The organism is Streptomyces sp. NPDC088554 (assembly GCF_044752945.1).
GTDB lineage: Bacteria > Actinomycetota > Actinomycetes > Streptomycetales > Streptomycetaceae > Streptomyces.
On record NZ_JBIVMF010000019.1, the window covers coordinates 79543 to 104734 of the forward strand.

Annotated in this window: 19 protein-coding genes and 2 tRNA genes; 12 read left to right on the top strand and 9 right to left on the bottom strand. The window is 70.9% G+C overall.

Annotated features, from left to right (window positions below):
• Window positions 1-62: 62 nt before the first annotated feature.
• Window positions 63-707: a hypothetical protein gene (locus tag ACIP8W_RS22425; protein WP_401954770.1), complete on the bottom strand. Its 645-nt coding sequence runs from the start codon at window positions 705-707 to the stop codon at window positions 63-65.
• Between the two features lie 404 nt (window positions 708-1111).
• On the bottom strand, window positions 1112-2797 hold the full coding sequence (locus tag ACIP8W_RS22430; RefSeq protein WP_401954767.1) for a protein kinase: 1686 nt from the start codon (window positions 2795-2797) through the stop codon (window positions 1112-1114).
• A 383-nt stretch (window positions 2798-3180) separates the two neighbouring features.
• Here ACIP8W_RS22430 and ACIP8W_RS22435 point away from each other — a divergent pair, with 383 nt between their 5' ends.
• Entirely contained in the window at window positions 3181-4854 is a 1674-nt protein-coding gene (locus tag ACIP8W_RS22435; protein WP_402204310.1) for a protein kinase, read from the top strand.
• Window positions 4855-4888: 34 nt separating this feature from the next.
• Here the strand turns inward: ACIP8W_RS22435 and ACIP8W_RS22440 are convergent, their stop codons facing one another.
• From ACIP8W_RS22440 to ACIP8W_RS22450, 3 genes are all read right to left on the bottom strand, one after another.
• Window positions 4889-5902 (bottom strand): phosphotransferase, encoded by a 1014-nt coding sequence (locus ACIP8W_RS22440; protein WP_401955003.1) that lies wholly within the window; start codon window positions 5900-5902, stop codon window positions 4889-4891.
• 129 nt (window positions 5903-6031) lie between these two features.
• A complete protein-coding gene (locus tag ACIP8W_RS22445; RefSeq protein ID WP_401954762.1) occupies window positions 6032-6442 on the bottom strand; it encodes a pyridoxamine 5'-phosphate oxidase family protein in 411 nt (136 codons plus the stop codon).
• Between the two features lie 205 nt (window positions 6443-6647).
• Window positions 6648-7307, bottom strand: a complete 660-nt coding sequence (locus tag ACIP8W_RS22450; protein WP_401954759.1) for a response regulator — start codon at window positions 7305-7307, stop codon at window positions 6648-6650.
• Window positions 7308-7634: 327 nt separating this feature from the next.
• Between ACIP8W_RS22450 and pdhA the strand changes: the two genes are divergently transcribed.
• Genes pdhA through ACIP8W_RS22465 form a run of 3 tightly spaced genes read left to right on the top strand, consistent with a single transcriptional unit; the run spans window position 7635 to window position 11204 of the window.
• Window positions 7635-8819: a pyruvate dehydrogenase (acetyl-transferring) E1 component subunit alpha gene (gene pdhA / locus ACIP8W_RS22455; protein ID WP_401954756.1), complete on the top strand. Its 1185-nt coding sequence runs from the start codon at window positions 7635-7637 to the stop codon at window positions 8817-8819.
• Window positions 8820-8821: 2 nt separating this feature from the next.
• Complete coding sequence (locus tag ACIP8W_RS22460) at window positions 8822-9802, top strand: alpha-ketoacid dehydrogenase subunit beta (protein WP_401954754.1); 981 nt, start codon at window positions 8822-8824, stop codon at window positions 9800-9802.
• A gap of 13 nt (window positions 9803-9815) precedes the next feature.
• Window positions 9816-11204 (top strand): dihydrolipoamide acetyltransferase family protein, encoded by a 1389-nt coding sequence (locus tag ACIP8W_RS22465; RefSeq protein ID WP_401954751.1) that lies wholly within the window; start codon window positions 9816-9818, stop codon window positions 11202-11204.
• A gap of 118 nt (window positions 11205-11322) precedes the next feature.
• Here the strand turns inward: ACIP8W_RS22465 and ACIP8W_RS22470 are convergent, their stop codons facing one another.
• Window positions 11323-11715, bottom strand: a complete 393-nt coding sequence (locus tag ACIP8W_RS22470; protein ID WP_401954748.1) for an ATP-binding protein — start codon at window positions 11713-11715, stop codon at window positions 11323-11325.
• A 605-nt stretch (window positions 11716-12320) separates the two neighbouring features.
• Here ACIP8W_RS22470 and ACIP8W_RS22475 point away from each other — a divergent pair.
• The 3 genes from ACIP8W_RS22475 to ACIP8W_RS22485 all read left to right on the top strand — a co-directional run bounded on the left by ACIP8W_RS22475 (window position 12321) and on the right by ACIP8W_RS22485 (window position 13824).
• Window positions 12321-13208 carry a helix-turn-helix domain-containing protein gene (locus ACIP8W_RS22475; RefSeq protein ID WP_402204314.1) on the top strand — a complete coding sequence of 296 codons (888 nt, stop codon included), beginning with the start codon at window positions 12321-12323 and terminating at the stop codon, window positions 13206-13208.
• Window positions 13195-13407 carry a DUF397 domain-containing protein gene (locus ACIP8W_RS22480; protein WP_401954743.1) on the top strand — a complete coding sequence of 71 codons (213 nt, stop codon included), beginning with the start codon at window positions 13195-13197 and terminating at the stop codon, window positions 13405-13407. The genes ACIP8W_RS22475 and ACIP8W_RS22480 overlap by 14 nt, the downstream gene beginning before the upstream one ends.
• 162 nt (window positions 13408-13569) lie before the next feature.
• Window positions 13570-13824: a hypothetical protein gene (locus tag ACIP8W_RS22485; protein WP_402204316.1), complete on the top strand. Its 255-nt coding sequence runs from the start codon at window positions 13570-13572 to the stop codon at window positions 13822-13824.
• Between the two features lie 703 nt (window positions 13825-14527).
• Here the strand turns inward: ACIP8W_RS22485 and ACIP8W_RS22490 are convergent.
• Window positions 14528-15460, bottom strand: a complete 933-nt coding sequence (locus tag ACIP8W_RS22490) for a D-alanyl-D-alanine carboxypeptidase family protein (protein WP_401954737.1) — start codon at window positions 15458-15460, stop codon at window positions 14528-14530.
• A 403-nt stretch (window positions 15461-15863) separates the two neighbouring features.
• On the opposite strand from ACIP8W_RS22490, the gene ACIP8W_RS22495 reads away from it, so the two are divergent.
• The 3 genes from ACIP8W_RS22495 (at window position 15864) to ACIP8W_RS22505 (ending at window position 19035) form a co-directional block, all read left to right on the top strand.
• Window positions 15864-16178: a hypothetical protein gene (locus ACIP8W_RS22495; protein WP_401954734.1), complete on the top strand. Its 315-nt coding sequence runs from the start codon at window positions 15864-15866 to the stop codon at window positions 16176-16178.
• Between the two features lie 596 nt (window positions 16179-16774).
• On the top strand, window positions 16775-17242 hold the full coding sequence (locus ACIP8W_RS22500; RefSeq protein WP_402147322.1) for a SigE family RNA polymerase sigma factor: 468 nt from the start codon (window positions 16775-16777) through the stop codon (window positions 17240-17242).
• Window positions 17243-17379: 137 nt separating this feature from the next.
• Entirely contained in the window at window positions 17380-19035 is a 1656-nt protein-coding gene (locus ACIP8W_RS22505; RefSeq protein WP_402204318.1) for a long-chain fatty acid--CoA ligase, read from the top strand.
• A gap of 118 nt (window positions 19036-19153) precedes the next feature.
• Here ACIP8W_RS22505 and ACIP8W_RS22510 read toward each other — a convergent pair whose 3' ends face one another.
• Both ACIP8W_RS22510 and ACIP8W_RS22515 read right to left on the bottom strand, forming a co-directional pair.
• Window positions 19154-23752: a PAS domain-containing protein gene (locus ACIP8W_RS22510; protein WP_402204320.1), complete on the bottom strand. Its 4599-nt coding sequence runs from the start codon at window positions 23750-23752 to the stop codon at window positions 19154-19156.
• Between the two features lie 205 nt (window positions 23753-23957).
• Window positions 23958-24341, bottom strand: a complete 384-nt coding sequence (locus tag ACIP8W_RS22515) for an SSI family serine proteinase inhibitor (RefSeq protein WP_402204322.1) — start codon at window positions 24339-24341, stop codon at window positions 23958-23960.
• Between the two features lie 403 nt (window positions 24342-24744).
• On the opposite strand from ACIP8W_RS22515, the gene ACIP8W_RS22520 reads away from it, so the two are divergent.
• Window positions 24745-24835: transfer RNA gene (locus ACIP8W_RS22520), tRNA-Ser, on the top strand.
• Between the two features lie 159 nt (window positions 24836-24994).
• A tRNA-Arg gene (locus tag ACIP8W_RS22525) sits at window positions 24995-25067 on the top strand.
• Window positions 25068-25192 lie beyond the last annotated feature (125 nt).

Below are 25192 nucleotides of genomic sequence, written 5' to 3' on the forward strand. Positions count from 1 at the left end.
AGGTTGACGTTGTGGGTCCCCCGTGAGGATGACGGGGGCGACAACGGTGCGGAACGAGGAGCTCAGCCGCGTCTGAGACGCAGCCCGAGGAACCCGAGCCCGAGGCCGATCAGCGTCATCCCGACGCCCACGGTGAGCACGGGAACGGCCCGCGAGGCCGTGGTGGTGACCGCCCTCGCGCCGGGTTCACGGGCGGCGTCGGGCGGCGGGGGCCGGTCCGCCACGGGCTCCCGCGACCACTCCTCGGGGGCGGCGGGCTCCTCGTCGGACAGCGCCCGCTCCTCGTCGGTCCCGTCCGCCCCGGAGGCGTCGACGGGCGACGCGGTGCCGGTGGGGGAGGCCGAGGGGGACGGCGACGGAGAGGCGGACGGGGACGGCGCGGCGGGCGGGGCCGCGCCCACGGAGGGGGACCCGTCGGGACGTACCGAAGGGGGCGGCGCCGTACCGCCGTCCGGGGCGTCCGACGCCTCGGGGTCCGCCGTCCCGGCATCCGGCTCGGGCCGCCCCGGCCGCAGCCGCCCCTCCCCGGCGGGACGGCCCGCGAGCGAGGCCGTGGGCTCGGGGGGTACGGGCGCGACGGGGGCCGCCGCGGGGAGGGGCGGGGCGGACTCGGCACCCGGCAGCGACTCCTCACCCGCCACGGCCGGCGAGGCCAGCAGCAGGGACGCGACCGCGAGCGCGCAAGAGGTGCGGAGCGTGGGTGTCACGGGCCCAGCGTCACACGCGGCGACAGCTCCGGCATCCCGGATGGACCGGACGTACACGTACGGGGAAGGTACGGGAAACGTACGGGGAAAACGTACGAGGAGCACGGGCCCGAACCCGGGCCCGAAGCCGGCCCGAAGTCGGCCCGAACCCGGGCCCGAAGCCGGCCCGAAGTCGGCCCGAAGCCGGCCCGAAGCCGGCCCGAAGCCGGGCCCGCAGCCGGCCCGCAGCCGGGCCCGAGAACCCGGGCCCGAAGCTGGCCCGAACCCGGGCCCGAGAACCCGGGCCCAAAGCCGGGCCGGAGAACCCGGGCCCGAAGCCGGGCCGAAGCCGGGCCGAAGCCGGGCCGAAGCCGGGCCCGAAGCCGGCCCAAAGCCGGGCCGGAGAACCCGGGCCCGGGTACGGACTACTCCGGGTCGCCCGTGGAGATCGTCAGCTCGAACTGCTGGTCCTTGGGCGTGATGGCGGTGCCCTCGCTCGGGTATTGCTCGATCACCGTGTCCTCGGCGTACTGCCCGCTGTTGACCGACTTCGTCTTCCAGGTCCAGCCCGCCGCCCGCAGGCACGCCTTCACCGAGATGACGTCCTTGTAGCGCAGATCCGGCGTGTCCACCTTGGCCGGGTCGCTGTCCTCGATGGCGTCGGTGCACTTCGACGCGTCGATCGTGCGGTTCCGCTCGGGGTCGCGGTGGCCCGCCACGGCGGGTGCGCTGGTGGTCGGGCCGGGCTGGGCGTCGTTGGTCGTGGTCCTGTCGCTGTTCATCGTGAGCGCGGTGATCAGACCGCCGATCGCCAGCAGCGCGACCACGATCGAGCCGACGACGACCGGTGTGTTCCGCGCGCCGCCGGGTCCGCCCCGGCCGGAACTGTGGGGCGGCTGCGGCGCCATGGTGTAGGGCGGCGGGGTCGGGTAGCCGGGGGCCGCCTGCGGATATCCGTACCCGGGATGCTGCATCGGGACGGAGCCCTGCACCGGACCGGGGGGGTGTGTCGGGGCCGCCGGGGCCATCGGCGCCATCGAGCCCATCGGGGCCGGTGTCGGCGGCCCGTACGGGCCCGGCCGGTACGGCGTCCCAAGGCTCTGCGGTGGTGCCTGGCCCGCCCCGTCCACCGGCGGGAAGACCGCCGATCCCACGCCCGCGCCGCTGTTCGTCGGCGCGCCCTGGACGATCACCGGGGCGCCGGTCCGCCCGGCGGTCAGCACGCGCGCGCACTCGTCGCGCATCGCGTCCGCGCCGGGGAACCGTTCGTTCGGGTTCTTCCTCAGCGCCCGCGCGACCAGCGCGTCCATCGCCGGGGTGATCGAGCGGTTGACGCTGGACGGCGCGACGGGCTCCTCCTGCACGTGCGCGTACGCGATCGACAGCGGCGAGTCCGCGTCGAACGGCAGCCGGCCGGTCAGCAGCTGGAAGAGCATGATGCCGACGGAGTACAGGTCGGAGCGCGCGTCGACGCCGCGCCCGAGCGCCTGCTCGGGCGACAGGTACTGCGGCGTACCGACGACCATGCCGGTCTGCGTCATGGACGTGACACCCGACTGCATGGCGCGGGCGATGCCGAAGTCCATGACCTTGACCACGCCGCGCTTGGTCATCATCACATTGCCGGGCTTGATGTCCCGGTGGACGAGACCCATCTCATGGCTGGCCTCCAGCGCGGCCAGCACGTCGGACGTCACCTTGAGCGCCTTGTCGGCGGGCATGGCGCCGTACCGCGCGATGTCGGCCCGGAGCACCGAGCCGAGCGGCTGCCCCTCGACGTACTCCATGACGATGTACGGCATCAGCGCGCCGGACCCCTCGGCGGAGCCGCCTTCGTCGAACGTGTCCTCGCCGGTGTCGAAGACCGAGACGATGTTGGTGTGCGACAGCTTGGCAACAGCTTGCGCCTCACGCCGGAAGCGCTCGCGGAAGGACTGTTCGCGGCCCAGCTCCGTGTGGAGTGTCTTGATCGCGACCTGCCGGTCGAGCGCCGAGTCGTACGCCAGGTATACGGACGCCATCCCGCCTTCGCCGAGCAGGTCCCGGAGCTGGTACCGGCCGCCTGCGACTGAACGGCCCGCGTAGCGGCCCTGTGCGCCGTTCTGGCTCATGACTGTGCTTCCCCCTCGGCACCGCTGGACAGGGGTGATATCCACGCGGTTCTGACGTCATACTGACGCGATGTGATCCCGTGGCGCGATCCGATCCCGCCATTCCGGCCAAGTCTGCCCCAGGGCGCGGACACGTCAAGCCGGGTGCCCGATCCGTGACCGTACGCAGGGCAAGGGTCTCGGAAGCGTTACAGGAAACTCATCGAATTTGCACGGGTGCCACGGCAGCGGGTTTCATGGCCGGTCCATCCTGGACCGGCGTGTCACACAGAGGCTGTAGCGTGATGTGGCATAGCCACCCCCGAGACATCCCCTGAGACACACAGACCACCCGCCGACCGCGCGCGCGGTCATCATGCGGACAGAAACGACGGCGAGGACTGATGGCACCCGAACCCGAAGCAGGCGGCGGAGTGTCGGATGCGGCGGACTCCTGGGGCGACAACGGCATGGTCGGCGGGACGGTCGGCGACGGCCGCTACCGGCTCACGCACCGCCTCGGCCGCGGCGGTATGGCCGAGGTGCTCGCGGCGGAGGATGTACGGCTCGGGCGCATCGTCGCGGTCAAGCTGCTCCGCGCCGATCTCGCCGAGGACCCGATCTCCAAGGCGCGCTTCACCCGTGAGGCCCAGTCGGTCGCGGGTCTGAACCACCACGCGGTCGTCGCGGTGTACGACTCCGGCGAAGACACGATCAACGGCCAGACCGTTCCGTACATCGTCATGGAGCTGGTCGAGGGCCGTACCATCCGTGACCTGCTGATCAGTGCGGAGCCGCCGCCGCCCGAGCAGGCGCTGATCATCGTCTCCGGGGTGCTGGAGGCGCTCGCCTACTCGCACCAGCACGGCATCGTGCACCGTGACATCAAGCCGGCCAACGTGATCATCACGGACACGGGCGCCGTCAAGGTCATGGACTTCGGCATCGCGCGCGCCCTGCACGGCGCGCAGTCGACGATGACCCAGACCGGCATGGTCATGGGCACGCCGCAGTACCTCTCGCCCGAGCAGGCGCTCGGCAAGGCTGTCGACCACCGCAGCGACCTGTACGCCACGGGCTGTCTGCTGTACGAACTCCTCGCGCTGCGCCCGCCGTTCACCGGCGAGACCCCGCTCTCGGTGGTCTACCAGCACGTTCAGGACATTCCCGTGCCGCCCTCCGAGGCGTCGGACGGCGCCCCGCCGGAGCTGGACGGGCTGGTCATGCGCTCGCTCGCGAAGGAGCCGGACGACCGGTTCCAGAGCGCCGAGGAGATGCGCGGGCTCGTTCAGTACGGGCTCCAGATGCTCCAGCAGCAGGGCGGCTACACCGGTACGTGGAACACCGGCCCGGTCGAGACCTCGCACGCCGGGGGCTACACCCCCGCGATGGGCATCGCCGCGACGACGGCCATGGGCCACCCGCCGCACAGCGACACCTCGCAGGGCCCGATCCTGCCGCCGATGAACCCGAACGACGGTGGGTACAACGGCGGTTACACCGGCGGGTACGACGACGGCCACAAGCGCGGCGGTGGCGGCCGCGGCAAGATGGTCCTCTTCGCCGTGCTCGCGGTGATCGCGATCGTGGCGGGCGTGGCGTTCGCGGTCAGCAACCTGAGCGACTCGACCGCGAACACCGACAAGAACAAGGAGAAGCAGACCACCAGCCCGACCGCGACGAAGGAGAGCGAGAGCCCGTCGGCCTCCCCCTCGGAGCCCACCGAGCAGGCCACCGAGCCGGACTACTCCGGCAGCGGTGGCGGCGGTGGCGGCCAGCAGCCGTACACCCCCCGCGAGAACTTCCCGACGTACCAGCAGTCGGAGCCGACGAACCCCACGAACGAGCCGAGCGCGCCGGTCGAGACCGGCACGACGGGCGACACCGGTACGGACGCGGGCACCACGGCGGGCACCAGCACGGGTACTGGTACGGACGCGGGCACCAGCACGGGTACTGGTACGGACGCGGGCACCAGCACGGGTACTGGTACGGACGCGGGCACCAGCACGGGTACCGGTACGGACGCGGGCACGGGTACGGACGCGGGCGCCGGCACGAACACGGGCACCGGCTGACCCGGTCGCCCCGGGGTGGCGGGCCCGGCGCCCGTCACCCCGCGAACGCCTCGCGCACCCTCTCGTACTCCCCCGTCCACCACACGGCCAGGGCCGACACCGCGGCGAACAGCGGGTCGGCCCTGCGGTCGTCCAGCTGGTAACGCCAGCGCAGTATCCAGAAGTCGTTCAGACGCTCCCACCACACCCGGTGCACCGCCGCCGCCAGCTCCGAGGCGTGGACGCCCGCCGCCAGCCGGTAGGCGCGCGCGTAGGCCCGTACCTTCGCGAGGTCCAGCTCGCCGGTCGGCCGTACGAAGAAGATCGCCGCGGCCCGGACCGCCTCCTCGGCGCGCGGCTGGACGCCGAGTCGGTCCCAGTCGACGATCGCGGCGGGCCGGGTGCCCCGGTAGAGCAGGTTCAGCGGGTGGAAGTCCCCGTGGACCCAGCCCGTGGCGGTCTCGGCGCCCGGCGGCGGCCTGCGGTCGGCATGGCGCTCCAGCAGCGTCCGGCGCTCCGCGAGCCGGTGCTCGGCCAGCGTGTCGAAGGGGTCGCCCCGGGGGCGGTCACGGGCCAGGACCAGCAGCTCGTCGATGAGGAGCGCGGTGTCGGCGGGGTCCGCGCTGGTGTACGCGAGGGTGGCGGGGGCGGGCCCCATCGCCTGCTCCAGGGAGACGTGGACGAGCCCGAGGAGCGTGCCCAGGCCGTGCGAGGTGGTGACCGTCAGCCGGGCGCCGTCGCGGTGGTGGCCCTCGATCCACGGGTACAGCGCGTAGCAGCGCCCGCCGATGACCGAGACCGTGGAGCCGTTCGCGTCCTCGACGGCGGGCGCGACCGGCACGCCGAGCCGCTGGAGCCGCCGGATCGCGCGGTGCTGGCGGGCGACGGCCACGTGGTCGCCGTCCAGATGGTGCTTGAGGAAGTAGGAACCGCGGCTGGTGCGCAGCCGGTATCCGTGGTTGAGCAGCCCCTGCGCGACGGGTACGCAGGACACCACCTCGCCCGCGTCGCGGTAGTGCCGGAGCAGCGCGCCCAGCGGGGGTTTCGCCGCGCGACCACCGGTGTGGATGGGGAGGCTGGGGTGCGGGAGAAGGCCGGTACGGCGGATACGCGCGGGGGCATGGGCGGGCGGAGGAATAACGGCAGTCGCGGCGGGCGCAACGAGTTCATATGAGCGCAGCACTTGCCAGATGTTAGATCACGCTATGTGTTGACTCCGTCGCTCATGGGCGTAGTCGAGTGTGTGTACGGCGATAAAGCGGGACTCAAGCCGCATAAAGACGGGTTCGAATGGCTGACCGTCTACGAGAATCGGACAAGAATCAAACTGTTTGATTTCTTGTGCGGACGGATCGATGATCTCCGCCGTGCCGGTGAGCTGTACCGACCAGAGCGTGCCGTCGCCGCTGCCGAAGTTGTCCACGCCGTACGTCACGACGCCTCCGCCGCAGGTCCGGCCGAGCCCCGCGTGCATCCGCAGCAGGAGCGCGCCGTCGGCCACGACATGGCGGGCGGGCGCCATGAAGGGCAGGGCCCGCAGGCTCGTCGCCACGCGTCCGTGCGAAACGCGGTGCAGCAGCTCGAATGCGCGGAGTTCCTCGGTGGACATGCCTCCACTCTGGGTCACGGAACCCGTCGCCGACAGGGGAGGCGGCCCTTGAAGCAAGTGACATTGGTCCCGATTGGGTCCGATACGACCACGGTACGGAGGCGGCGGTACGGAGGCGGCGGTACGGCAAGGGGCCCGGTGACCGGTGCCTCTCCGCGTCGGCCCGGTGCCTCTCCGCGCCGGCCCGACGCCTCTCCGCTTCCGCTCAGCGCTTCTCCGCCTGGATCCGCGCCACGAAGGCCGCCGCCTGCGACCGCCGTTCCATCCCCAGCTTCGAGAGCAGGCTGGAGACATAGTTCTTGATCGTCTTCTCGGCGAGGTGCAGCTGCTCGCCGATCGCCCGGTTGGTCATGCCCTCGCCGATCAGATCGAGGATCCTGCGCTCCTGGTCCGTCAGCTTGGCCAGCCGGTCGTCACCCTTGGGATCCTTGCCGTTGCGCAGTCGCTCCAGCACCCGGGCCGTCGCCACCGGGTCGAGCAGCGAGCGGCCCGCCGCCACGTCCCGTACCGCCGTCAGCAGTTCGTTGCCGCGGATCGCCTTGAGCACGTACCCCGAGGCGCCGGCCATGATCGCGTCGAAGAGCGCCTCGTCGTCGGCGTACGACGTCAGCATCAGACATCTGATGCTCTCGTCGCGCGACCGGATCTCCCGGCAGACCTCGACCCCGCTGCCGTCCGGCAGCCGGACGTCGAGCACGGCGACATCGGGGCGGGTCGCGGGGATCCTGGCCATCGCGTCTGCCGCCGTACCGGCTTCCCCGACGACTTCGATGTCGTCCTCGACGGAGAGCAGTTCGAAGACACCCCTGCGGACGACTTCATGGTCGTCAAGGAGAAATACCGTGATTTTTCTATCTTCACGCACGGAACGCAGTCTCACACACTCACCCCTTCCCTGCCGAAGATCAGCGGGATAACGTGCCGTTGTTCCGGCGTGCTGCGAGGCTGTGACCAGTGGTTGTTCCAGACTTTGCCGATTTACTTGGAAATCCAAGCAAAATTGCAGGTCAAATAGGGGTTTCGCAGGAATGCGGACTACTGGGTAACGTGCTTGTGACAGAGCGTTCGTCGGGGCGACCTGTCACGCCTGTTCCCGGCCCGTAGGCACCCACCCCGTGCACACGGCCGGAACGGGCGAGCCGCACTGGTTCCCGGCGGATCCCGGGGGCCGGAAAGACGGAGGAGCACGGACGTGACCGTGGAGAGCAGTGCCGCTCGTAAACCGCGACGCAGCGCCGGCGCCAAGCGCGCGAGCGCGAGGAAGACGCCGCAGCCGCCGAGCTCCGAGCCGCAGCTCGTACAGCTGCTGAGCCCCGAGGGCGAGCGGGTCGAGCACCCGGACTATTCGATCGATCTCACCCCGGAGGAGCTGCGCGGGCTCTACCGGGACATGGTGCTGACCCGCCGCTTCGACGCCGAGGCCACGGCGCTCCAGCGCCAGGGCGAGCTGGGCCTGTGGGCCTCGCTGCTCGGCCAGGAGGCGGCCCAGATCGGTTCGGGCCGCGCGCTGCGCGACGACGACTATGTCTTCCCGACCTACCGGGAGCACGGCGTGGCCTGGTGCCGCGGGGTCGACCCGACCAACCTGCTGGGCATGTTCCGCGGGGTGAACCACGGTGGCTGGGACCCCGCCACCAACAACTTCCACCTCTATACGATCGTCATCGGCTCGCAGACCCTGCACGCCACCGGCTACGCGATGGGCATCACCAAGGACGGCGCGGACTCCGCCGTCATCGCGTACTTCGGGGACGGCGCCTCCAGCCAGGGCGATGTGGCCGAGTCGTTCACCTTCGCGGCGGTCTACAACGCGCCGGTGGTCTTCTTCTGCCAGAACAACCAGTGGGCCATCTCCGAGCCGACCGAGCGCCAGACCCGCGTCCCGCTCTACCAGCGTGCGCAGGGGTACGGCTTCCCCGGTGTCCGGGTCGACGGCAACGACGTCCTGGCCTGCCTGGCCGTGACCCGCGCCGCGCTGGACATGGCCCGCCGGGGCGAGGGGCCCGTGCTGGTCGAGGCGTTCACGTACCGCATGGGCGCGCACACCACCTCCGACGACCCGACCAAGTACCGCGCCGACGAGGTGACGGAGTCCTGGCAGGCCAAGGACCCGATCCTGCGGCTGCGCAGATACCTGGAGCGCGAGGGCCACGCCGACGCGGCGTTCTTCGCGGAGCTGGACGAGGAGAGCGAAACCCTCGGAAAGCGGGTACGTGACGTGGTGCGGGCGATGCCGCAGCCGGACAGCATGGCGATCTTCGACCATGTCTACGCGGACGGCCACGCGCTGGTGGACGAGGAGCGGGCACAGTTCGCGGCGTACCAGGCGTCGTTCGAGGACGCGGGCGCCGGCTTCGAAGCCGAGGGGGGCAAGTAACCATGAGCACGCAGAAACTGCCCATCGCACGGGCGATCAACGAGTCGCTGCGCAAGGCGCTGGAGACCGACCCGAAAGTCCTGGTCATGGGCGAGGACGTCGGAAAGCTCGGCGGGGTCTTCCGGGTCACCGACGGGCTCCAGAAGGACTTCGGCGAGGACCGCGTCATCGACACCCCGCTCGCCGAGTCGGGCATCGTCGGGACGGCCATCGGGCTGGCGCTGCGGGGCTACCGGCCGGTGGTGGAGATCCAGTTCGACGGTTTCGTCTTCCCGGCGTACGACCAGATCGTCACCCAGCTCGCCAAGATGCACGCCCGCTCGCTGGGCAGGATCAAGATGCCGGTGGTGATCCGCATTCCGTACGGCGGCGGCATCGGCGCGGTCGAGCACCACAGCGAGTCGCCGGAGGCGCTGTTCGCGCATGTGGCCGGGCTGAAGATCGTATCGCCGTCGAACGCGTCGGACGCGTACTGGATGATGCAGCAGGCCATCCAGAGCGACGACCCGGTGATCTTCTTCGAGCCGAAGCGGCGCTACTGGGACAAGGGCGAGGTCAACACCGAGTCGATCCCGGGGCCGCTGCACGGCGCGCGGGTGGCGCGGGAGGGCACGGACCTGACGCTGGTGGCGTACGGGCCGATGGTGAAGGTCTGCCTGGAGGCGGCCGCCGCCGCGGCCGAGGAGGGCAAGTCGCTGGAGGTCCTGGACCTGCGGTCGATGTCCCCCATCGACTTCGACGCGATCCGGACCTCGGTGGAGAAGACCCGCCGGCTGGTGGTCGTGCACGAGGCGCCGGTCTTCTTCGGCTCGGGCGCGGAGATCGCCGCTCGCGTCACGGAGCGGTGCTTCTACCACTTGGAGGCCCCGGTGCTGAGGGTCGGCGGCTACCACGCGCCGTATCCGCCGGCCCGGCTGGAGGACGAGTACCTCCCGGGCCTGGACAGGGTGCTCGACGCCGTCGACCGCTCGCTCGCGTACTAGGAGTGTCGTGACCATGACAGATACTGAAGTCTCCACGCGCTACCGCGAGTTCAAGATGCCCGATGTGGGCGAGGGGCTGACCGAGGCCGAGATCCTCACCTGGTACGTGAAGCCGGGCGACTCCGTGACGGACGGGCAGGTGGTGTGCGAGGTCGAGACGGCGAAGGCCGCCGTCGAACTCCCCATCCCGTACGACGGGGTCGTCCACGAGCTGCGCTTCGGGGCGGGCACGACGGTCGACGTCGGCGCGACCATCATCACGGTGGACGTGGCCCCGGGGACCGGGGCGCCGGAACCCGAGCCGGCCGCCCCGGCTCCTGCCCCTGCCGCGGCTCCGACCCGTACCCCCGTCCTGGTCGGATACGGGGTGGCCGAGGCGTCCACGAAGAGGCGCCCCCGCAGGCCGGGACCGGGCACGGCGGCCGTGCCCGTACAGCCGCTGAACGGGCATGCGCCGCAGGTACCGGTACCAGTACCGGCAGCCGTGCCCGCCGCTGCTCCCGCCGGGCGGCCGCTCGCCAAGCCGCCCGTACGGAAACTGGCCAAGGACCTGGGGGTGGACCTGGCGACCGTCACCCCGACGGGCCCGGACGGGATCATCACCCGCGAGGACGTCCACGCGGCGACCGCCCCGGCTCCGGTGGCGCCGGTCCCGGTGGCGGCCCCGGCACCGGCCCTCGCGCCGGTCTCCTCCGACGCGGCCCGGGAGACCCGTATCCCCGTCAAGGGCGTACGGAAGGCCACGGCGTCGGCCATGGTCGGCAGCGCCTTCACCGCGCCGCACGTCACGGAGTTCATCACCGTGGACGTGACCCGCACGATGAAGCTGGTCGAGGAGCTGAAGTCCGACAAGGACATGGCGGGCCTGCGCGTCAACCCGCTGCTCCTCATCGCCAAGGCGCTGCTGGTCGCGGTCCGCCGCAACCCCGAGGTCAACGCGGCCTGGGACGAGGCCAACCAGGAGATCGTGCTCAAGCACTATGTGAACCTGGGCATCGCGGCGGCCACCCCGCGCGGTCTGATCGTCCCGAACATCAAGGACGCGCATACCAAGGCCCTGCCCCAACTCGCCGCGGAACTGGCCGAACTGGTCGCCACGGCCCGCGAGGGCAGGACCACCCCCGCCGCCATGCAGGGCGGCACGGTGACCATCACCAACGTCGGTGTCTTCGGCGTCGACACGGGCACGCCCATCATCAACCCGGGCGAGTCCGCGATCCTGGCGATCGGCGCGATCAAGCCCCAGCCCTGGGTCCACAAGGGCAGGATCAAGCCGCGCCAGGTCACCACCCTCGCCCTCTCCTTCGACCACCGCCTGATCGACGGCGCGCTGGGCTCCCAGTTCCTGGCGGACATCGCCGCCATCCTGGAACAGCCCAAACGCCTGATCACCTGGGCCTGATCACCTGGGCCTGATCACCTGGGCCTGATCACCTGGGCCCGATCACCTGGGCCCGAGCGAGTCACGGCCCCCCGGCCCACCCGGGCGGGGGGCCGGGGGCGTGCGGGGACGCGCCGCCTCACCCCCGGACCACCGCCCAGACCACCTTGCCGACGCCGGTACGGTCGGCGACGCCCCACGATTCGGCCAGCGCCGCCACGATGACGAGCCCGCGCCCGTCACACGCCCCGGCATCCGCCTCCCGCGCCTCGGGCCGTACGGCACACGCGTCGTGCACCTCGATCCGCACGCCACCGCCGGGCACGGCCAGGAACCGCGTCTCGACCTCCCGCCCCGGTGGCACATGGGCATGCCGTACGGCATTGGTGACCAGCTCCGAGACGACCAGCACCGCCGAGTCCTCCAGCGCGGACAGCCCCCAGGCCGCCAGCGCCTTGCGCAACTCCGCCCGCGCCGCCCCCACACACCGGGCATGCCGCTTCCACCGCAGCACCACGGGAACGTGACTCACCGGGCCACCCTCACACCGTGGATCCGACGCGGCCCCGCCCCCACACCGTGCGCGGCAAGCCACGCTTCCCGCCGCCGCATTCTCCTGCGCTGTTGCTCCACCCGTTCCCACCGCTCGAACTCCGCCTTCCCGACAAGGCGCAGGGTCGGCGCGCCGAGGATCAGCAGACCGGTGACAAGCGGTCGGCGGGGAGCGGAGACCGGAGGAAACGCCCTTGCCGAGGCGTAGTGAGAGGGAGGTCTGACCGAGACCAAAGGCTGTCGGGCCCGTTTCATCAGACGGGCGATAAAGTGCGGCATGTTGACGCTCCTTCAATGCGCGTTGACCATGCCCCGGGGCGCCTGAGACCGCCGCCGGGGTCTTTTGCTGTGCCTACTCGCCGCCGCACGACGGTGCGCGCACGCGTGAATAGGGCCTCCCGCATCAGGATCTGACGGGTCGACAGCGCCAGCATGGCCCCGCCCAACGCATTCTGCAAGACTTCATTTTATGGTCCTCATTTTCGATAACTCGAACATATGGATTGCGTTGCGAATCGAGCGCAAAAGTGCTTCTATTTCGAGTACCGGAGTGCTCCATACTGGAGCGGGAATAGGGGGTGGCGCATGGTGGAGGGATCCACCGGATCGACCGTTCCGCGCCGACAACTCGGCCGTTACTTACGCGATCTGCGCAACAAGGCACGCCTCACGGTGCGTGCGGCAGCCCGGAATCTCGAATGGTCCGAGGCGAAGATGTGGCGTATCGAGACAGGGCAGTCGTCGCTGCGCAGCCACGACGTCGAAACCATGTGCAAGGTCTACGACGCGCCAGCCGATCTCACCCAGGCGCTGATGGGTCTGGCCAAGGAGACCAAGGCGAAGGGCTGGTGGCACTCGTACGGGGATGTGATCCCCCAGGAGTTCGACCTCTTCATCGGGCTTGAGGAAGCCGCCTCGGACATCAACTGGTACGAAAACGAGTTGATTCCCGGACTCCTCCAGATCGAGGACTATGCACGGATCATCATCCGGACGCACAACCACGAAGAATCGGAAGACGAGGTCGAGAAGCGCGTTCGGCTGCGACTCACTCGGCAGGCGCTCCTGACGCGGAGCGTCGATCCGGCCACCCTGAATGTCGGACTCAGCGAGGCGGTACTGCGCCGCCCGGTCGGCGGGCCTGCCGTGATGGCGGGGCAGCTCAAACATCTGCTGGATGTCTGTGAGCTGCCCAACGTCACCCTCAGGGTGGTGCCCTTCAGCGCTGGCCTGCACCTGGGCGTCATGTCAGGGCCGTTCGGCATCCTGCGTTTTCCGCGTAACCGCGACGGCACGGAGTCCGAACCTCCCACCGTCTACTCGGATGGCTATACGGGAGATCTCTATCTCGACAAGCCGAACGAAGTAGACGTCTACGACAACGCGTTCAAGAACATCTGGGACACCGCACTCAACGAACAGGAATCCCGCAACCTCATCATCGAAACGGTAGGGAGTTATGAACAAGGTTGATCTGACAGGCATGGCGTGGATCAAGTCCAGCCGTAGTAACGGACAGTCGGCTTGCGTGGAAGCAGCCCTCGGAGCCGAGGGCATAGTTCCCGTACGGGACAGCAAGGTCACGCAAGGGCACATCCTCACCTTCGGCCCCGGCGCGTGGTCGGAGTTCGTCACAGGCGTGAAGCAGTCAGCGGGTCCCCTCGCGGACTGACATCGCTACCGGCCTCTTCCGCCCCTTCAGCGAAGCCCCACCTGGTCCGCCGACAGGGTGGGTTCTTCGCACATCAGTTCCGCGTCAAACTCGGTCATCAGCCGACTCCTCGTACCGCCCGGCGCGTAGCGGTACGGGGACGGACGCGGGTCCAACAGCTCATTGGAGACCGGCATCCCGCCCCACGTCGTCACCCCGCACGGTGAGACTCCGCTCCGCATCGACATCCACCCCATCGACGCCAACCCCGCCAAGGGTGAGCCCGCTCACCAGCACTTCGACTTCCGCTTCCTCTTCCGCACCACCGCCGACATCGGCGAACTCCAGGCCGAAGAAGTCTCCGACGCTGCCTGGCGAACGGTCGGCGCCCTCCACGACGAGAGGTTGGGCCAGCGCGTCGCCCAAGCACCGCGTTGACCTCAAGACCGGCCGCACCTGCGCCTGCGACCTCCGACGCGCGCGGGGGTGGCCTCCCAGTCCGCCCAGCGACAGGCCGCCAAGAGTGCCCTTCGTCACCTGATGCGGTGATCATTGCCATGGAAAGCGACACGATGGACCGTGCCAACGGGACACGGGCTGGAGCAACCGCCGCCCCCTAAAGCGACACGACCTGCATGGGACACGGTCTCTGCGTGACAACCGGCTGGAAACACCATGACCTTGGCCACGAAGGCGCAACCGGTAGCAGACAAGCGCGAGACGGAAAGCCCCCGGCCCGGCGGGCGGTCGGCGTCGGCCTGGCGGTCCGCGTCGGCGTGTGCGCCTGTGCCTGTGCTGTCACGGGAACGCGGTGAGCAGCGCGCCGATGGTGAGGGCGACAAGGCCGGTTCTGGTCGTCGTCAAGGGGGGCTCCGATCGCGTGGGGGTTTCTTCACGGAACGACCCGGTGGACATAAAAGATGTCATGAAAGAGGTGAATAGGTGTTCAATTGACCAAAAGGACTTAAACCTCAAGATGAGAGGTGGTGCGCGAGGATGCCCGGAAGGCTGTGTGAAAGGCCAAAGGCCACATGAGGGTTATATGGGTGGGGATGGGCGGGCATGCGAAAGGGCCGCTCGGGCACCGGTGGGTTCGGTGCTCCTGAGCGGCCCTTTCGTGGTGGGCGGAGGCGCGGCCCGATCAGTCGCGCTGCGCGGCCGAGGGGAGCGAGCGGAGCTGCATCGTCTTGGCCGTGGTCGTGCCGAAGCCGTAGTCGAGCATCTTCGCCGCGTCCTTGTAGCGGTCCGTGCCGCTCAGGACGACGCCGATGAGCGTCTTGCCGCCGCGGGTCGCGGCGAAGACCAGGCAGGGGCCGGCGGGGGTGGTGGTGCCGGTCTTTATGCCGATGGCGCCGGTGTAGGAGCCGAGCAGCTTGTTGGTGTTGTACCAGGTGTACGTACGGTTGCCGCCCTTGGTGGTCGGCGCCGTGCCCTTGTACGAGGTGGCCTTGACGACCGTACGGAAGTTGGTGTCCTTCATGGCGTACTGGGCGATCTTCGCCAGGTCGCGCGGGGTGGTGTAGTTGTCCTTGCTGGTCGATACACCGTCGAACGAGTCGAACTTGGTGTTGGTGAGCTTGAGTTCCTTGGCCTTGGCGTTCATCTTCGCGATGAACGACTTGGTGCGGGCCGCGTTCGTGGAACCGGTGCCGAACGCGTCGGCGAGGGCGTACGCCGCGTCGCAACCGGAGGGCAGCAGGGTCCCGTACAGCAGCTGGCGTACGGTCAGCTTGTCGCCGGTCTGCAGATCAGCGGTGCTGCTGCCCTGCTTGGTGACGTAGTCGCGGTACGCCTGCTTGACCGTCACCTTGCGGTTGAGGTCGACGCCCTTGGTGCTGAGCACCACGGCGGCCGTCATGATCTTCGTCGTACTGGCCATCGGACGGCGGGTGTCGGCCGCCTTGCCGAAGACGGTCGCGCCGGTCGCGTCGTTCAGCAGGAACGCGCCCTTGCCCGTGACGGTCGGGGCGGTGGCCGCCTGGGCGGGTGCGGCCAGGACGGGAACCGACAGCAGCGCGCCGGCGGTGAGGGCGACCACGGCGGCTTTGCGCACGCCCGGGAGGCTGGTTGTCAAAGGAAACTCCGAGTTCACAAATGCGTTGAAATGCCACGAAATCGGACTGCTTTCGGGGGCTTCCGCACCACATGTGGAAGGGCCCCGATGCAAGACCTCCGTGTGTGGCGAATGGTTGCACGGATCGGCGGATCGGTTTTGACGCGAGGTCCGGAGGGAAGGCCGCGCTGTTCCGTCCGGGGCGTATCGGCGTGCGGGGCGGGATCGGGAGAATCAGGGGGTATTGGGGGTGCGTGGGGGGTTTATCTCCCTGTCCTCACGCTTGCGAGGGAATCAGGGCCTCCGGGCTGGTTCGCAGGGGATTCGGTGGGTGATTCTGGGGTCGCGACGTCGCACCACGACGGAGGCAGTCGGCCAACCGCCCCCGTCCAAGCCGTACTTCTTGGTTCCTGGAGGAAAAGACATGGCAAGCTTCCGTACAGCCCGTGCTTTCGCCGCTGTCGCCGCGCTGCCCCTCGGCGCGGCTCTCTTCACGGGGGTCGCCCAGGCGGACGACCACGCCTTCGCCGATGACGGCTCGAACGCGTCCGTGGCCACGATCAGCGGCAGCGGGGTGCGCGGTGACAACTTCGGCAACTCGACGACCACGCAGCAGGTGGCGACCGGGGCCGGAGCGTCGAACCAGAGCAACAGCGCGAGCGTCGTCGGCTCCGGCCCCGCGTCGATCGACCAGTCCAACCACAACATCACGGTGACGTACGTCCCCTTCTGGTGGTGATGTTCGGCCCCCGGGGGAGGGCGGGACTGAGGGGTGAGTGACATACGCGTCCTGCGCGGCGGCGCCTGAGGGTGCCGTCGCGCAGGACGTTTCTCGCGTGGTCGCGTGGTCCGGCACCAGGGGCGGTTGCCGTCCGTCAACAGGTGGTGACCGCTGTCCGCTCCCCCCGGGGACGACCCTGACGGGCTCCCCCATGGCCCATCCACCTTCAGGAGGTGGGGAGAGCCCCTCTCCTACGCCCTGAGGCGGAGACGGCTTCGGGACCTGTGGGCGATCCCCGGGGCGGGCCTCACTTCTAGCGTGGAGCCATGACCACGCCTGTCTGCACGAGCGCTTCCACAGCCGCCCAGCCGGCCGCGTACCCGCCGCACTCCGCGCACCCGTCGCGCGCCGCCGGGCACTCCGCGCACCCGGCACACCCCGCCGGGCACTCCGCGCACCCGTCGCGCGCCGCCGCTCACCCGTCGCACCCCGCCGGGCACTCCGGGCTCCCCTCGCATCTCGCCGGGCCCTCCGGGCACCCGGCACACACCGCTGGGCACCCCTCGCACTCCGCGTACCCCTCGTTCTCCTCGTACGTCAGAGCGCGCGGCCCCGTGCTGCTGCGGGCCGCCCGCTCGCTCACCGCCAACCCGTGCGACGCCGAGGACCTGCTCCAGACCGCGCTGACCAAGACGTACGTCGCCTGGGAGCGCATCGAGGACCACCGCGCCCTGGACGGCTATGTCCGCCGCGCCCTGTTGAACACCCGCACCTCGCAGTGGCGCAAGCGCAAGGTCGACGAGTTCGCCTGTGAGGAGCTGCCCGAGCCGACGGGTGTGCCGGTGCCCGACCCCGCGGAGCGGCAGGTGCTGCACGACGCGATGTGGCGCGCGGTGATGCGGCTGCCGGACCGCCAGCGGGCCATGGTCGTACTGCGGTACTACGAGGATCTCAGCGAGGTCCAGACGGCCGAGGTCCTCGGGGTGTCGGTCGGTACGGTCAAGAGCGCGGTCTCCCGGGCCCTCGGAAAGCTCCGTGACGATCCGGGGCTGGCGCCGTCCGCGGCCGCCGATATCCGCTGATGTTTCCCCCGACCTCGGGCGCGGAAGAATCGGAGTTCCGGAATTGATGGCCTCCAGCTAGTGACATACCGCTGGGTATGCAAGCAGAATCACCGGAAACTACCCTCGCGTAATGGCGCGCAGATTGGGGAGCACCGGTGCGGAGCACGATGCAAGATGTACCTCTGCTGATCTCCAGGATTCTGACCCACGGGTCGACCATCCACGGGAAGTCGCAGGTCACGACCTGGACCGGCGAGAGTGAGCCACAGCGTCGCAGCTTCGCCGAGATCGGGTCCCGGGCCGCACAGCTCGCGCACGCTCTGCGGGACCTCGGCATCGGGGAGGGCGATGCGACAGGGACCCTGATGTGGAACAACGCCGAGCATGTCGAGGCGTATCTCGCGATCCCCTCGATGGGCGCGGTCCTGCACACTCTCAACCTTCGGCTCCCGCCCGAGCAGTTGGTCTGGATCGTCAACCACGCGGCCAACCGTGTGATCATCGCGAACGGTTCGGTGCTTCCGCTGCTCGCTCCGCTCCTCCCGCGCCTGCCGACCGTCGAGCACGTCGTCGTCACCGGTCCGGGCGACCGCGCCCCGCTGGCCGGGGCGGCCGTACAGGTGCATGAGTACGAGGAGCTGACCTCCGGCCGCCCCACCACCTTCGACTGGCCCCAGCTGGACGAACGGGCCGCGGCGGCCCTGTGCTACACCTCCGGCACCACCGGCGACCCCAAGGGCGTCGTCTACTCCCACCGCTCCGTCTATCTGCACTCCATGCAGGTCAACATGGCCGAGTCGATGGGGCTGACGGACAAGGACACCACCCTGGTCGTCGTCCCGCAGTTCCATGTGAACGCCTGGGGCCTGCCCCACGCCACCTTTATGACCGGCGTGAACATGCTGATGCCCGACCGTTTCCTCCAGCCGGGCCCGCTCGCCGAGATGATCGAGAGCGAGCGCCCCTCGCACGCCGCCGCCGTCCCGACCATATGGCAGGGGCTGCTCGCCGAGGTCTCCGCCCGCCCGCGCGACCTGACCTCCCTGCACAGCGTCACGATCGGCGGCGCGGCCTGTCCGCCCGCGCTGATGGAGGCGTACGACAAGCTGGGTGTACGGCTCTGCCAGGCATGGGGCATGACGGAGATGTCGCCGCTGGGCACGACGTCCAACCCGCCCGGCGGGCTCTCCGACGAGGAGGGCTGGCCGTACCGCGTCAAGCAGGGACGTTTCCCCGCCGCCGTCGAAGCGCGGCTGATCGGGCCCGACGGCAGCGTCCTGCCGTGGGACGGCGAGTCGGCCGGTGAGCTGGAGGTACGCGGCCCCTGGGTGGCCGCGGCGTACTACGGTGGCGCGCACACCAGCGTCGAGGAGCAACTGGTCAGGCCGGACGAGAAGTTCAGCGAGGACGGCTGGCTGCGGACCGGTGATGTCGGCAACATCAGTTCCGAGGGCTACCTCACGCTGACCGACCGCGCCAAGGACGTCATCAAGTCCGGCGGCGAGTGGATCTCCAGCGTGGACCTGGAGAACGCGCTGATGGCCCACCCGGAGGTCGCGGAGGCCGCCGTCGTCGCCGTACCGGACGACCGGTGGGGGGAGAGGCCGCTCGCGACGGTCGTCCTCAAGGAGGGCGCGACGGCGGACTACGCGGCGCTGAAGGCGTTTCTCGCCCGGACGGTCGCCAAGTGGCAGCTGCCGGAACGGTGGGCGGTGATCCAGGAGGTGCCGAAGACGAGCGTCGGGAAGTTCGACAAGAAGGTGATCCGCAAGCGGTACGCGGACGGCGAGCTGGACGTCACGAAGGTGTAGCCGGAGCGAAGGTGCAGCCGGAGGGAAGACGTAGCCGGAGGGTGGGGGCGGCCGGAGGGAAGACGTAGCCGGAGGGTGGGGGCGGCCCGCCGCCCCCACCGCCCTTCCGCGACGGCCTTCAGTTCGTGCCGATCTTCGAGAGCAGATCCACGATCCGCTCCTGCACCTCGGGCGTGGTCGAGCGCTCGGCGAGGAACAGCACGGTCTCACCGGAGGCGAGCCGGGGCCGGTCCTCCTCGCCGATCCCGGCCGAGGTGTAGATCACCAACGGCGTACGGCTCAACTGTCCGTTGGACCGCAGCCAGTCGATGATCCCCGCGCGCCGCCGCCGTACCTGCATCAGGTCCATGACCACCAGGTTCGGCCGCAACTGCGCGGCGAGACCGACCGCCTCGTTGTCGGTGGCCGCCCGCGCGACCTGCATCGCGCGCCGCTCCAGCGTCTCCGTCAGGGCGAGGGCGATCTCCTCGTGCTCCTCTATCAGCAGGACACGCGGCGGATGCTGCTCGCTGTCGCGCGGCGCGAGCGCCTTGAGCAGTACGGCAGGATCGGCGCCGTACGCCTCCTCGCGCGCCGCCTGCCCCAGCCCCGCCGTCACCAGGACGGGAAGCTCGGCGGCGACCGCGGCCTCGCGCAGCGACTGGAGCGCGGTACGGGTGATGGGACCGGTCAGCGGGTCGACGAACAGGGCCGCAGGGAACGCGGCGATCTGGGCCGCGACCTCCTCGCGCGAGTGCACGACGACCGGGCGGTAGCCGCGGTCGCTCAGCGCCTGCTCGGTGGCGGAGTCCGGCGCGGGCCAGACCAGCAGCCTGCGCGGGTTGTCGAGGGGCTCCGGGGGCAGCTCGTCGTCGACGGGCCGGGGCTGCGGCCGGTTGGCGACCTCGACCGCGCCCCCGGGGCCGTCCAGCGGCTCGGGGCCCTCGGCGCCCTCGTCCGGCGCCCCTATCGCGTACGACCGTCCCTCGGGCGGCGCGGCGGGCAGCCGCAGGCCGCCGCCCTGGGTGGGCATCGCGGGCGCCTTGGCCTGCGGCTCGGGGCGCTGGGTGCCGTCCGGCGGGGTGCCGAGCTTGCGGCGCCGTCCGGAACCGAGCGACTGCGGCTGCGCGCCGGCCGCCGCCGGGGTCTTCGCGGGGGCGGTCCCCTGCGGGAGGTACTGCGTGAAGGGCACCCCCTGCCCGAGCGTGCGCACGCTGAACCCGCGGGCCTGCGTGGAGTCCGGCGGTACGGGCACGGGCTCGGCCGTCGGCTCGGGCAGGGGCGCGGGCTCCGCCGGGGGCGCGGGGGCCGGCGCGGGCGCCCCCGGGGCGACGGGCGCTTCCTCGGGGAGCGGCTGGGCGGGCGGGAGCGGCTGATGGGCGCCGCGCCGGGAGTTCGGTACGGAGGACTCCACCGAGGACTCCGAGGTGGCGACCGAGGCCGCGGAGACCGCTGCCGGTACGGGTACGGGCGCGGGCTCGGGCACCGGCTGGGCGGCCGGGGCAGGGACCGGAGCGGGCGTTTGTACGGGCTCGGGGGCCGGGTCGTCCGGCCAGCCGGGCGGGCCGCTCATCATGCCGAAGCCCGCGGCCGTCGTGGGGGTACCGGCGGGCGGCGGGCTCCCCCAGCTGTTCGTGTCGTCCACGAAGGGGCCCGACTGTCCTGGCTGCCCGGCCAGGGTCCCGGCCCGACGCCCCTGGGGCTGGGGCGAAGGCTGAGGCAGGGGATGCGGCTGCGGCGGGGTGTGGTCGGCGTCCGGTTCCGTCCGTACGAGGTCATGGCGGACCGGCAGCGAGGCGTCCGGCGTCGGGCCCGACGCCGGCACGGACTCGGCGGCGCGGTCGGCGCCGGCGGGCGGCAGCGCGAACGGGCTGCGGGCGTTCTCCGGCTCGGGCGGCACCGGAACGTGCCGCTCCTGCGCCGGCGCGAGCGCCCTGCGCGCCCGCCGCCCCCCGGGCTGGCCGACGGCCTGAGCGGGGACGGAGACCGTGGCCACGGGCGCGGGATCCGGCAGCGGCGAAGGCGCGACGGAGGTCGGGGCGGGGGCCGGGACCGGGGCAGAGGCAGGGGCAGGCTCGGGAGCGGCTTCGGCGTCCGCGCCGGGCTCGGGCATCGGTACGGGCGTGGGCATCGGAACGGACGGCGACGGCGGGGCCGTCCCCGACCCCGCAGCAGGACCGGCCGCCGAAGGACCGGCCGAGGGCCCGGCTGCCGAAGAACCGGCCGCCGAGGGACCCGCCACCGAGGGGCCCGCTGTGGGCCCGACCGTCGGGGAGCCCGCAGCCGAGGGTCCGGCGACCGAGGGTCCGGCGACCGAGGGTCCGGCGACCGAAGGCCCGGCCGCCAGTGCCGGAAGCGCCCGCTGCTCGGCACGCCGTGCCCGGCGCCCCGTCCCGGCCGCCGAGGGGTCCACCGGCACGCCCTGCGGCGGCACGGCCTGGCCGAGCGCCGCGCGCCCGGTCGGATGCGCGCCCTCGGCGGCGGTCACGACCGAGCCCTCGGAGGGCGCGGGGACGGGCACGGCACCGGACTCGGCGGTCGCGTCCTCCGCCGGGCTGGGCCGCCCGCGCCGGCGCCCCGTACCGCCACTGCCGGGGGCGGAGCCGCCGCCCGTGCTCGTACCGGCGCCCGGGGTCGGCGCGCCCACCAGGGCGGAGCCGCCGCCCAGGGTCACGGCGCTGTCCCAGCCGCCGCTCCCGACGCCGCTCAGGCCCAGGCTGTCGTCCTCCGGCGGGACCTGGTCCAGTGGGGCGTCCGCGTCGGCCGCGCTGCGGGCCCTGCGCCGTCCGGTGGGGCCCGGGGTGTCCCGTACCTCCTCGGCCGTAGCGGCCCGCATGCCCGCCGGGGCGCCCGCGGGAACACCCGCCGGAACGTCCTCGGGCCCCTCCAGGAACGCGTCCGTGGACGCTCGCCGCGCGCGCCGCCTGCCGCCGCTCGTGGTCCCGGGACCGGGACCGGCACTCGGGCCGGGTCCCAGCTGCGGCTGTCCCGCCACCGGCACCCGGTGGGGCGACGGAACCGTCCCCGAGCCCTCGCCCAGCGGCAGTTCCAGGACGTACGCGCTGCCGCTCATGCCCGGCACCTCATGCGTCTGGAGCACCCCGCCGTGCGCCCGTACGATCCCGCGCACGATCGGCTCGTGCACCGCGTCCCCGCCCGAGAACGGCCCGCGCACCTCTATCCGTACGACATCACCGCGCTGCGCCGCCGCCACCACGATCGTCGAGTCGACATAGCCACCGGCCGGCAGCTGCCTGGCCCGGCCCGTCGAGTCGACCCCGGCCACATCGGCGACCAGATGCGCGAGCGCCGTCGCCAGCCGGGCCGCGTCGACCTCGGCCTCGATCGGCGGGGCGTGCACGGCGAACTGCGCGCGGCCGGGGCCGATCAGCTCGATCGCGCCCTCGACGCCCGCCGCGACGACCCCGTCGAGCAGGACGGTCGTCTTGGTGAGCCGCTCCGCCCCTATGTCCAGCCGCTGATAGCCGAGGACGTTGTCCACGAGCGTCGTCATCCGGGAGTACCCGGCGGAGAGGTGGTGCAGGATCTGGTTGGCCTCGGGCCACAGCTGCCCGGCGGGGTCGGCGGCGAGTGTGGTCAGCTCGTCGCGCAGCTCCAGCAGGGGGCCGCGCAGGGAGTCCCCGAGGACGGCGGTCAGCTGGGAGTGACGCCCGGCCAGCCCGTCGTACCGCTCCGTCAGTTCCTCGATCTCCGCCGCGTACCGGTCGCTGCGGTCCGCCAGCTCCGCCGCGTGCCGCTCCTCGGCCTCGGCGAGTTCGGCGCCGAGGCGCTCGGTCGTCTCCGTCAGCTCGGCGGTGAGGCGCTCGGTGGTCTCCGTCAGCTCGGCGGTGAGCCGCTTCGTCGTCCCGGCCAGCTCCGCCGCGTGGCGCTCCTCGGTCTCGGCCAGCTCGGTGGCGTGCTGATCGGCCAGTTCGTCGTACGGACGCCGGTCGGTGAAGGTCATCACGGCGCCGACGAGCTGATCGCCGTCCCGTACGGGCGAGGTCGTCAGATCGACCGGCACCTGCTCGCCGCTCTTCGCCCACAGCACCTGCCCGCGCACCCGGTGCTTACGGCCCGACCTGAGCGTGTCCGCGAGCGGGGAGTCGGAGTACTGGAACGTCTCGCCGTCCGCCCGCGAGTGCATGACCAGTGTATGCAGCTCACGGCCGCCCAGATCGCTGGCGCGGAAGCCCAGGATCTGCGCGGCGGCGGGGTTGACGAGGACGACCCGGCCGTCCGTGTCCGTACCGACGACACCCTCGGAGGCGGCGCGCAGGATCATCTCGGTCTGCCGCTGCGAACGGGCCAGCTCGGCCTCGGTGTCCATGGTCCCGGACAGATCCCGTACGACGAGCATCAGCAGCTCGTCACCGGTGTAGCTGTGCGAGTCGTTGTACGCGTCCCGGCCGTCCTCCAGGCTGGCGCTGGTGACCTCGGCGGGGAACTCGCCGCCGTCCGTCCGCCGCGCGATCATCCGGGTCGGCTTCGTACGCCCGAGGGGATCGGCCGACGCGGGCCGGCGCATCGAACCGGGGATCAGCTTGGAGTCGAAATCGGGCAGCAGATCGAGCAGCCCACGGCCGACCAGCGCCGTGCCCGGGGTCTCGAACATCTCCAGGGCAATGGTGTTGGCGTTGACGACCGTGCCGTTGGCGTTGACGAGCACCAAGCCGTCGGGGAGTGCGTCGAGTATCGCCGCGAGGCGAGCAGCGCCCCGGGATGGCCTGCTGCTCACGACGACGCTTCCTCCCTGAACCACTGCGTTTGCGGACCGCCGGACCCATCTTGCCTGCCGGGCCGCGAGCCTGTCACGGAAGGGAGTCTAAAGGCTGGGAGGTTGCCCGCGGCGGCGGAAGACCGGGAGTGACCGGGGAACACCCCGGTCGTGCCCGCTCCCGACCGGGTGAGGTCACTACGGATGCCCGTAACTGTGTCTCAACTCATGAGGTGACGGAGGGCAGTACGGGCTCCAGAGCCCGCCAACGGGAGATCTCGCATCCGTTCTTCCGGTCGAAGACGGCGTTGACGCGCTTCCCCTGCCAGGTCCCGGTGATCCGGGCGGTGGCAGTCCCGCCGTACTGCATGGTGCACAGGCTCCCCCCGGCCACCGGCGCGAACGGATCCCGCCCCCCGCCCCCCAACTCCGCCAGCCGCGCACAGGCGGCCCCCGCACTCGGATGCGACCCCCCGACCGGCGAGCACTTCAGCGTGTACGTACTGCCACCCGCGACCCGGACGGTGAGCGAATCCCCGGGCGCGAACCCGGTGACCAGCAGAGCGGCGGAGACAGCGGTGAGCAGCGGAACGAGACGGCGGAGAGCCATGGGACCTCTTGGGTGACGGACGTACGAGACAGCCGTACGTCGAGGAGCGGACGTGTACGTCGAACCAGAAGCTGTACGGGGAACCGGGGCCTGCACGGGGGAACCGGGGCCTGCACGAGCGCCGGGTCCCGGAGATTCGGGCCCCGGAGATTCGGGTCCCGGGCGGGACGTTCCCGCCCCGGAAGTCCGGGCCCCGAAACCCGACCCCGGAACGTTCCCGTCCCGGAGCCAGGGGCCCGGCCCCCCCCGCCCCCTGCTAACGCCCACCGGCCTCCCGCGTTGCGCCCGGGATGTGCTTTGCCCTGGGGGCCACCTGCCTAGTACGGTGAGCAGCGATTGGTGACACCCCGCTTGGTTGTGTCATCATCTGCACACACAATCCGCGCCCGCGCGGATGTGTGCTGGAGGCGTCGCCTAGTCCGGTCTATGGCGCCGCACTGCTAATGCGGTTTGGGTCTTAAAGCCCATCGAGGGTTCAAATCCCTCCGCCTCCGCCGCCCCACCCGAAGCCCCGGCCCACCAGCCGGGGCTTCACCCGTTCAGGTGTTTCCGCAGGTCAGTCATGGTCCGGCCAATGGATTTCACCTGACGGCGCAGGTCATGTAATGTTGTTCTCGCAACGCCGACAGGGCAGAAAAGCCCCAGAAGGTCAAGCACTCGTAGCTTAACGGATAGAGCATCTGACTACGGATCAGAAGGTTGCAGGTTCGAATCCTGCCGAGTGCACAGCAGGCAAGAGGCCCTCAGGAGAGATCCTGAGGGCCTCTGTCGTATGTCGTGACGGCAGTGATTGACGGCAACCGCTACGAAGGCCGCTGCCGGACAGATCAGACGGCTACGAGGACACCGGC

Excerpts from the sequence above, each read along its gene's own strand:
- ACIP8W_RS22495 (WP_401954734.1), top strand. The coding sequence starts at position 15,864 with ATGGCAAGCTTCCGTACAGCCCGTGCTTTCGCCGCTGTCGCCGCGCTG.
- ACIP8W_RS22430 (WP_401954767.1), bottom strand. The coding sequence starts at position 2,797 with ATGAGCCAGAACGGCGCACAGGGCCGCTACGCGGGCCGTTCAGTCGCA.
- ACIP8W_RS22460 (WP_401954754.1), top strand. The coding sequence starts at position 8,822 with ATGAGCACGCAGAAACTGCCCATCGCACGGGCGATCAACGAGTCGCTG.
- ACIP8W_RS22480 (WP_401954743.1), top strand. The coding sequence starts at position 13,195 with ATGAACAAGGTTGATCTGACAGGCATGGCGTGGATCAAGTCCAGCCGT.
- ACIP8W_RS22475 (WP_402204314.1), top strand. The coding sequence starts at position 12,321 with ATGGTGGAGGGATCCACCGGATCGACCGTTCCGCGCCGACAACTCGGC.
- ACIP8W_RS22445 (WP_401954762.1), bottom strand. The coding sequence starts at position 6,442 with ATGTCCACCGAGGAACTCCGCGCATTCGAGCTGCTGCACCGCGTTTCG.
- ACIP8W_RS22465 (WP_401954751.1), top strand. The coding sequence starts at position 9,816 with ATGACAGATACTGAAGTCTCCACGCGCTACCGCGAGTTCAAGATGCCC.
- ACIP8W_RS22435 (WP_402204310.1), top strand. The coding sequence starts at position 3,181 with ATGGCACCCGAACCCGAAGCAGGCGGCGGAGTGTCGGATGCGGCGGAC.
- ACIP8W_RS22515 (WP_402204322.1), bottom strand. The coding sequence starts at position 24,341 with ATGGCTCTCCGCCGTCTCGTTCCGCTGCTCACCGCTGTCTCCGCCGCT.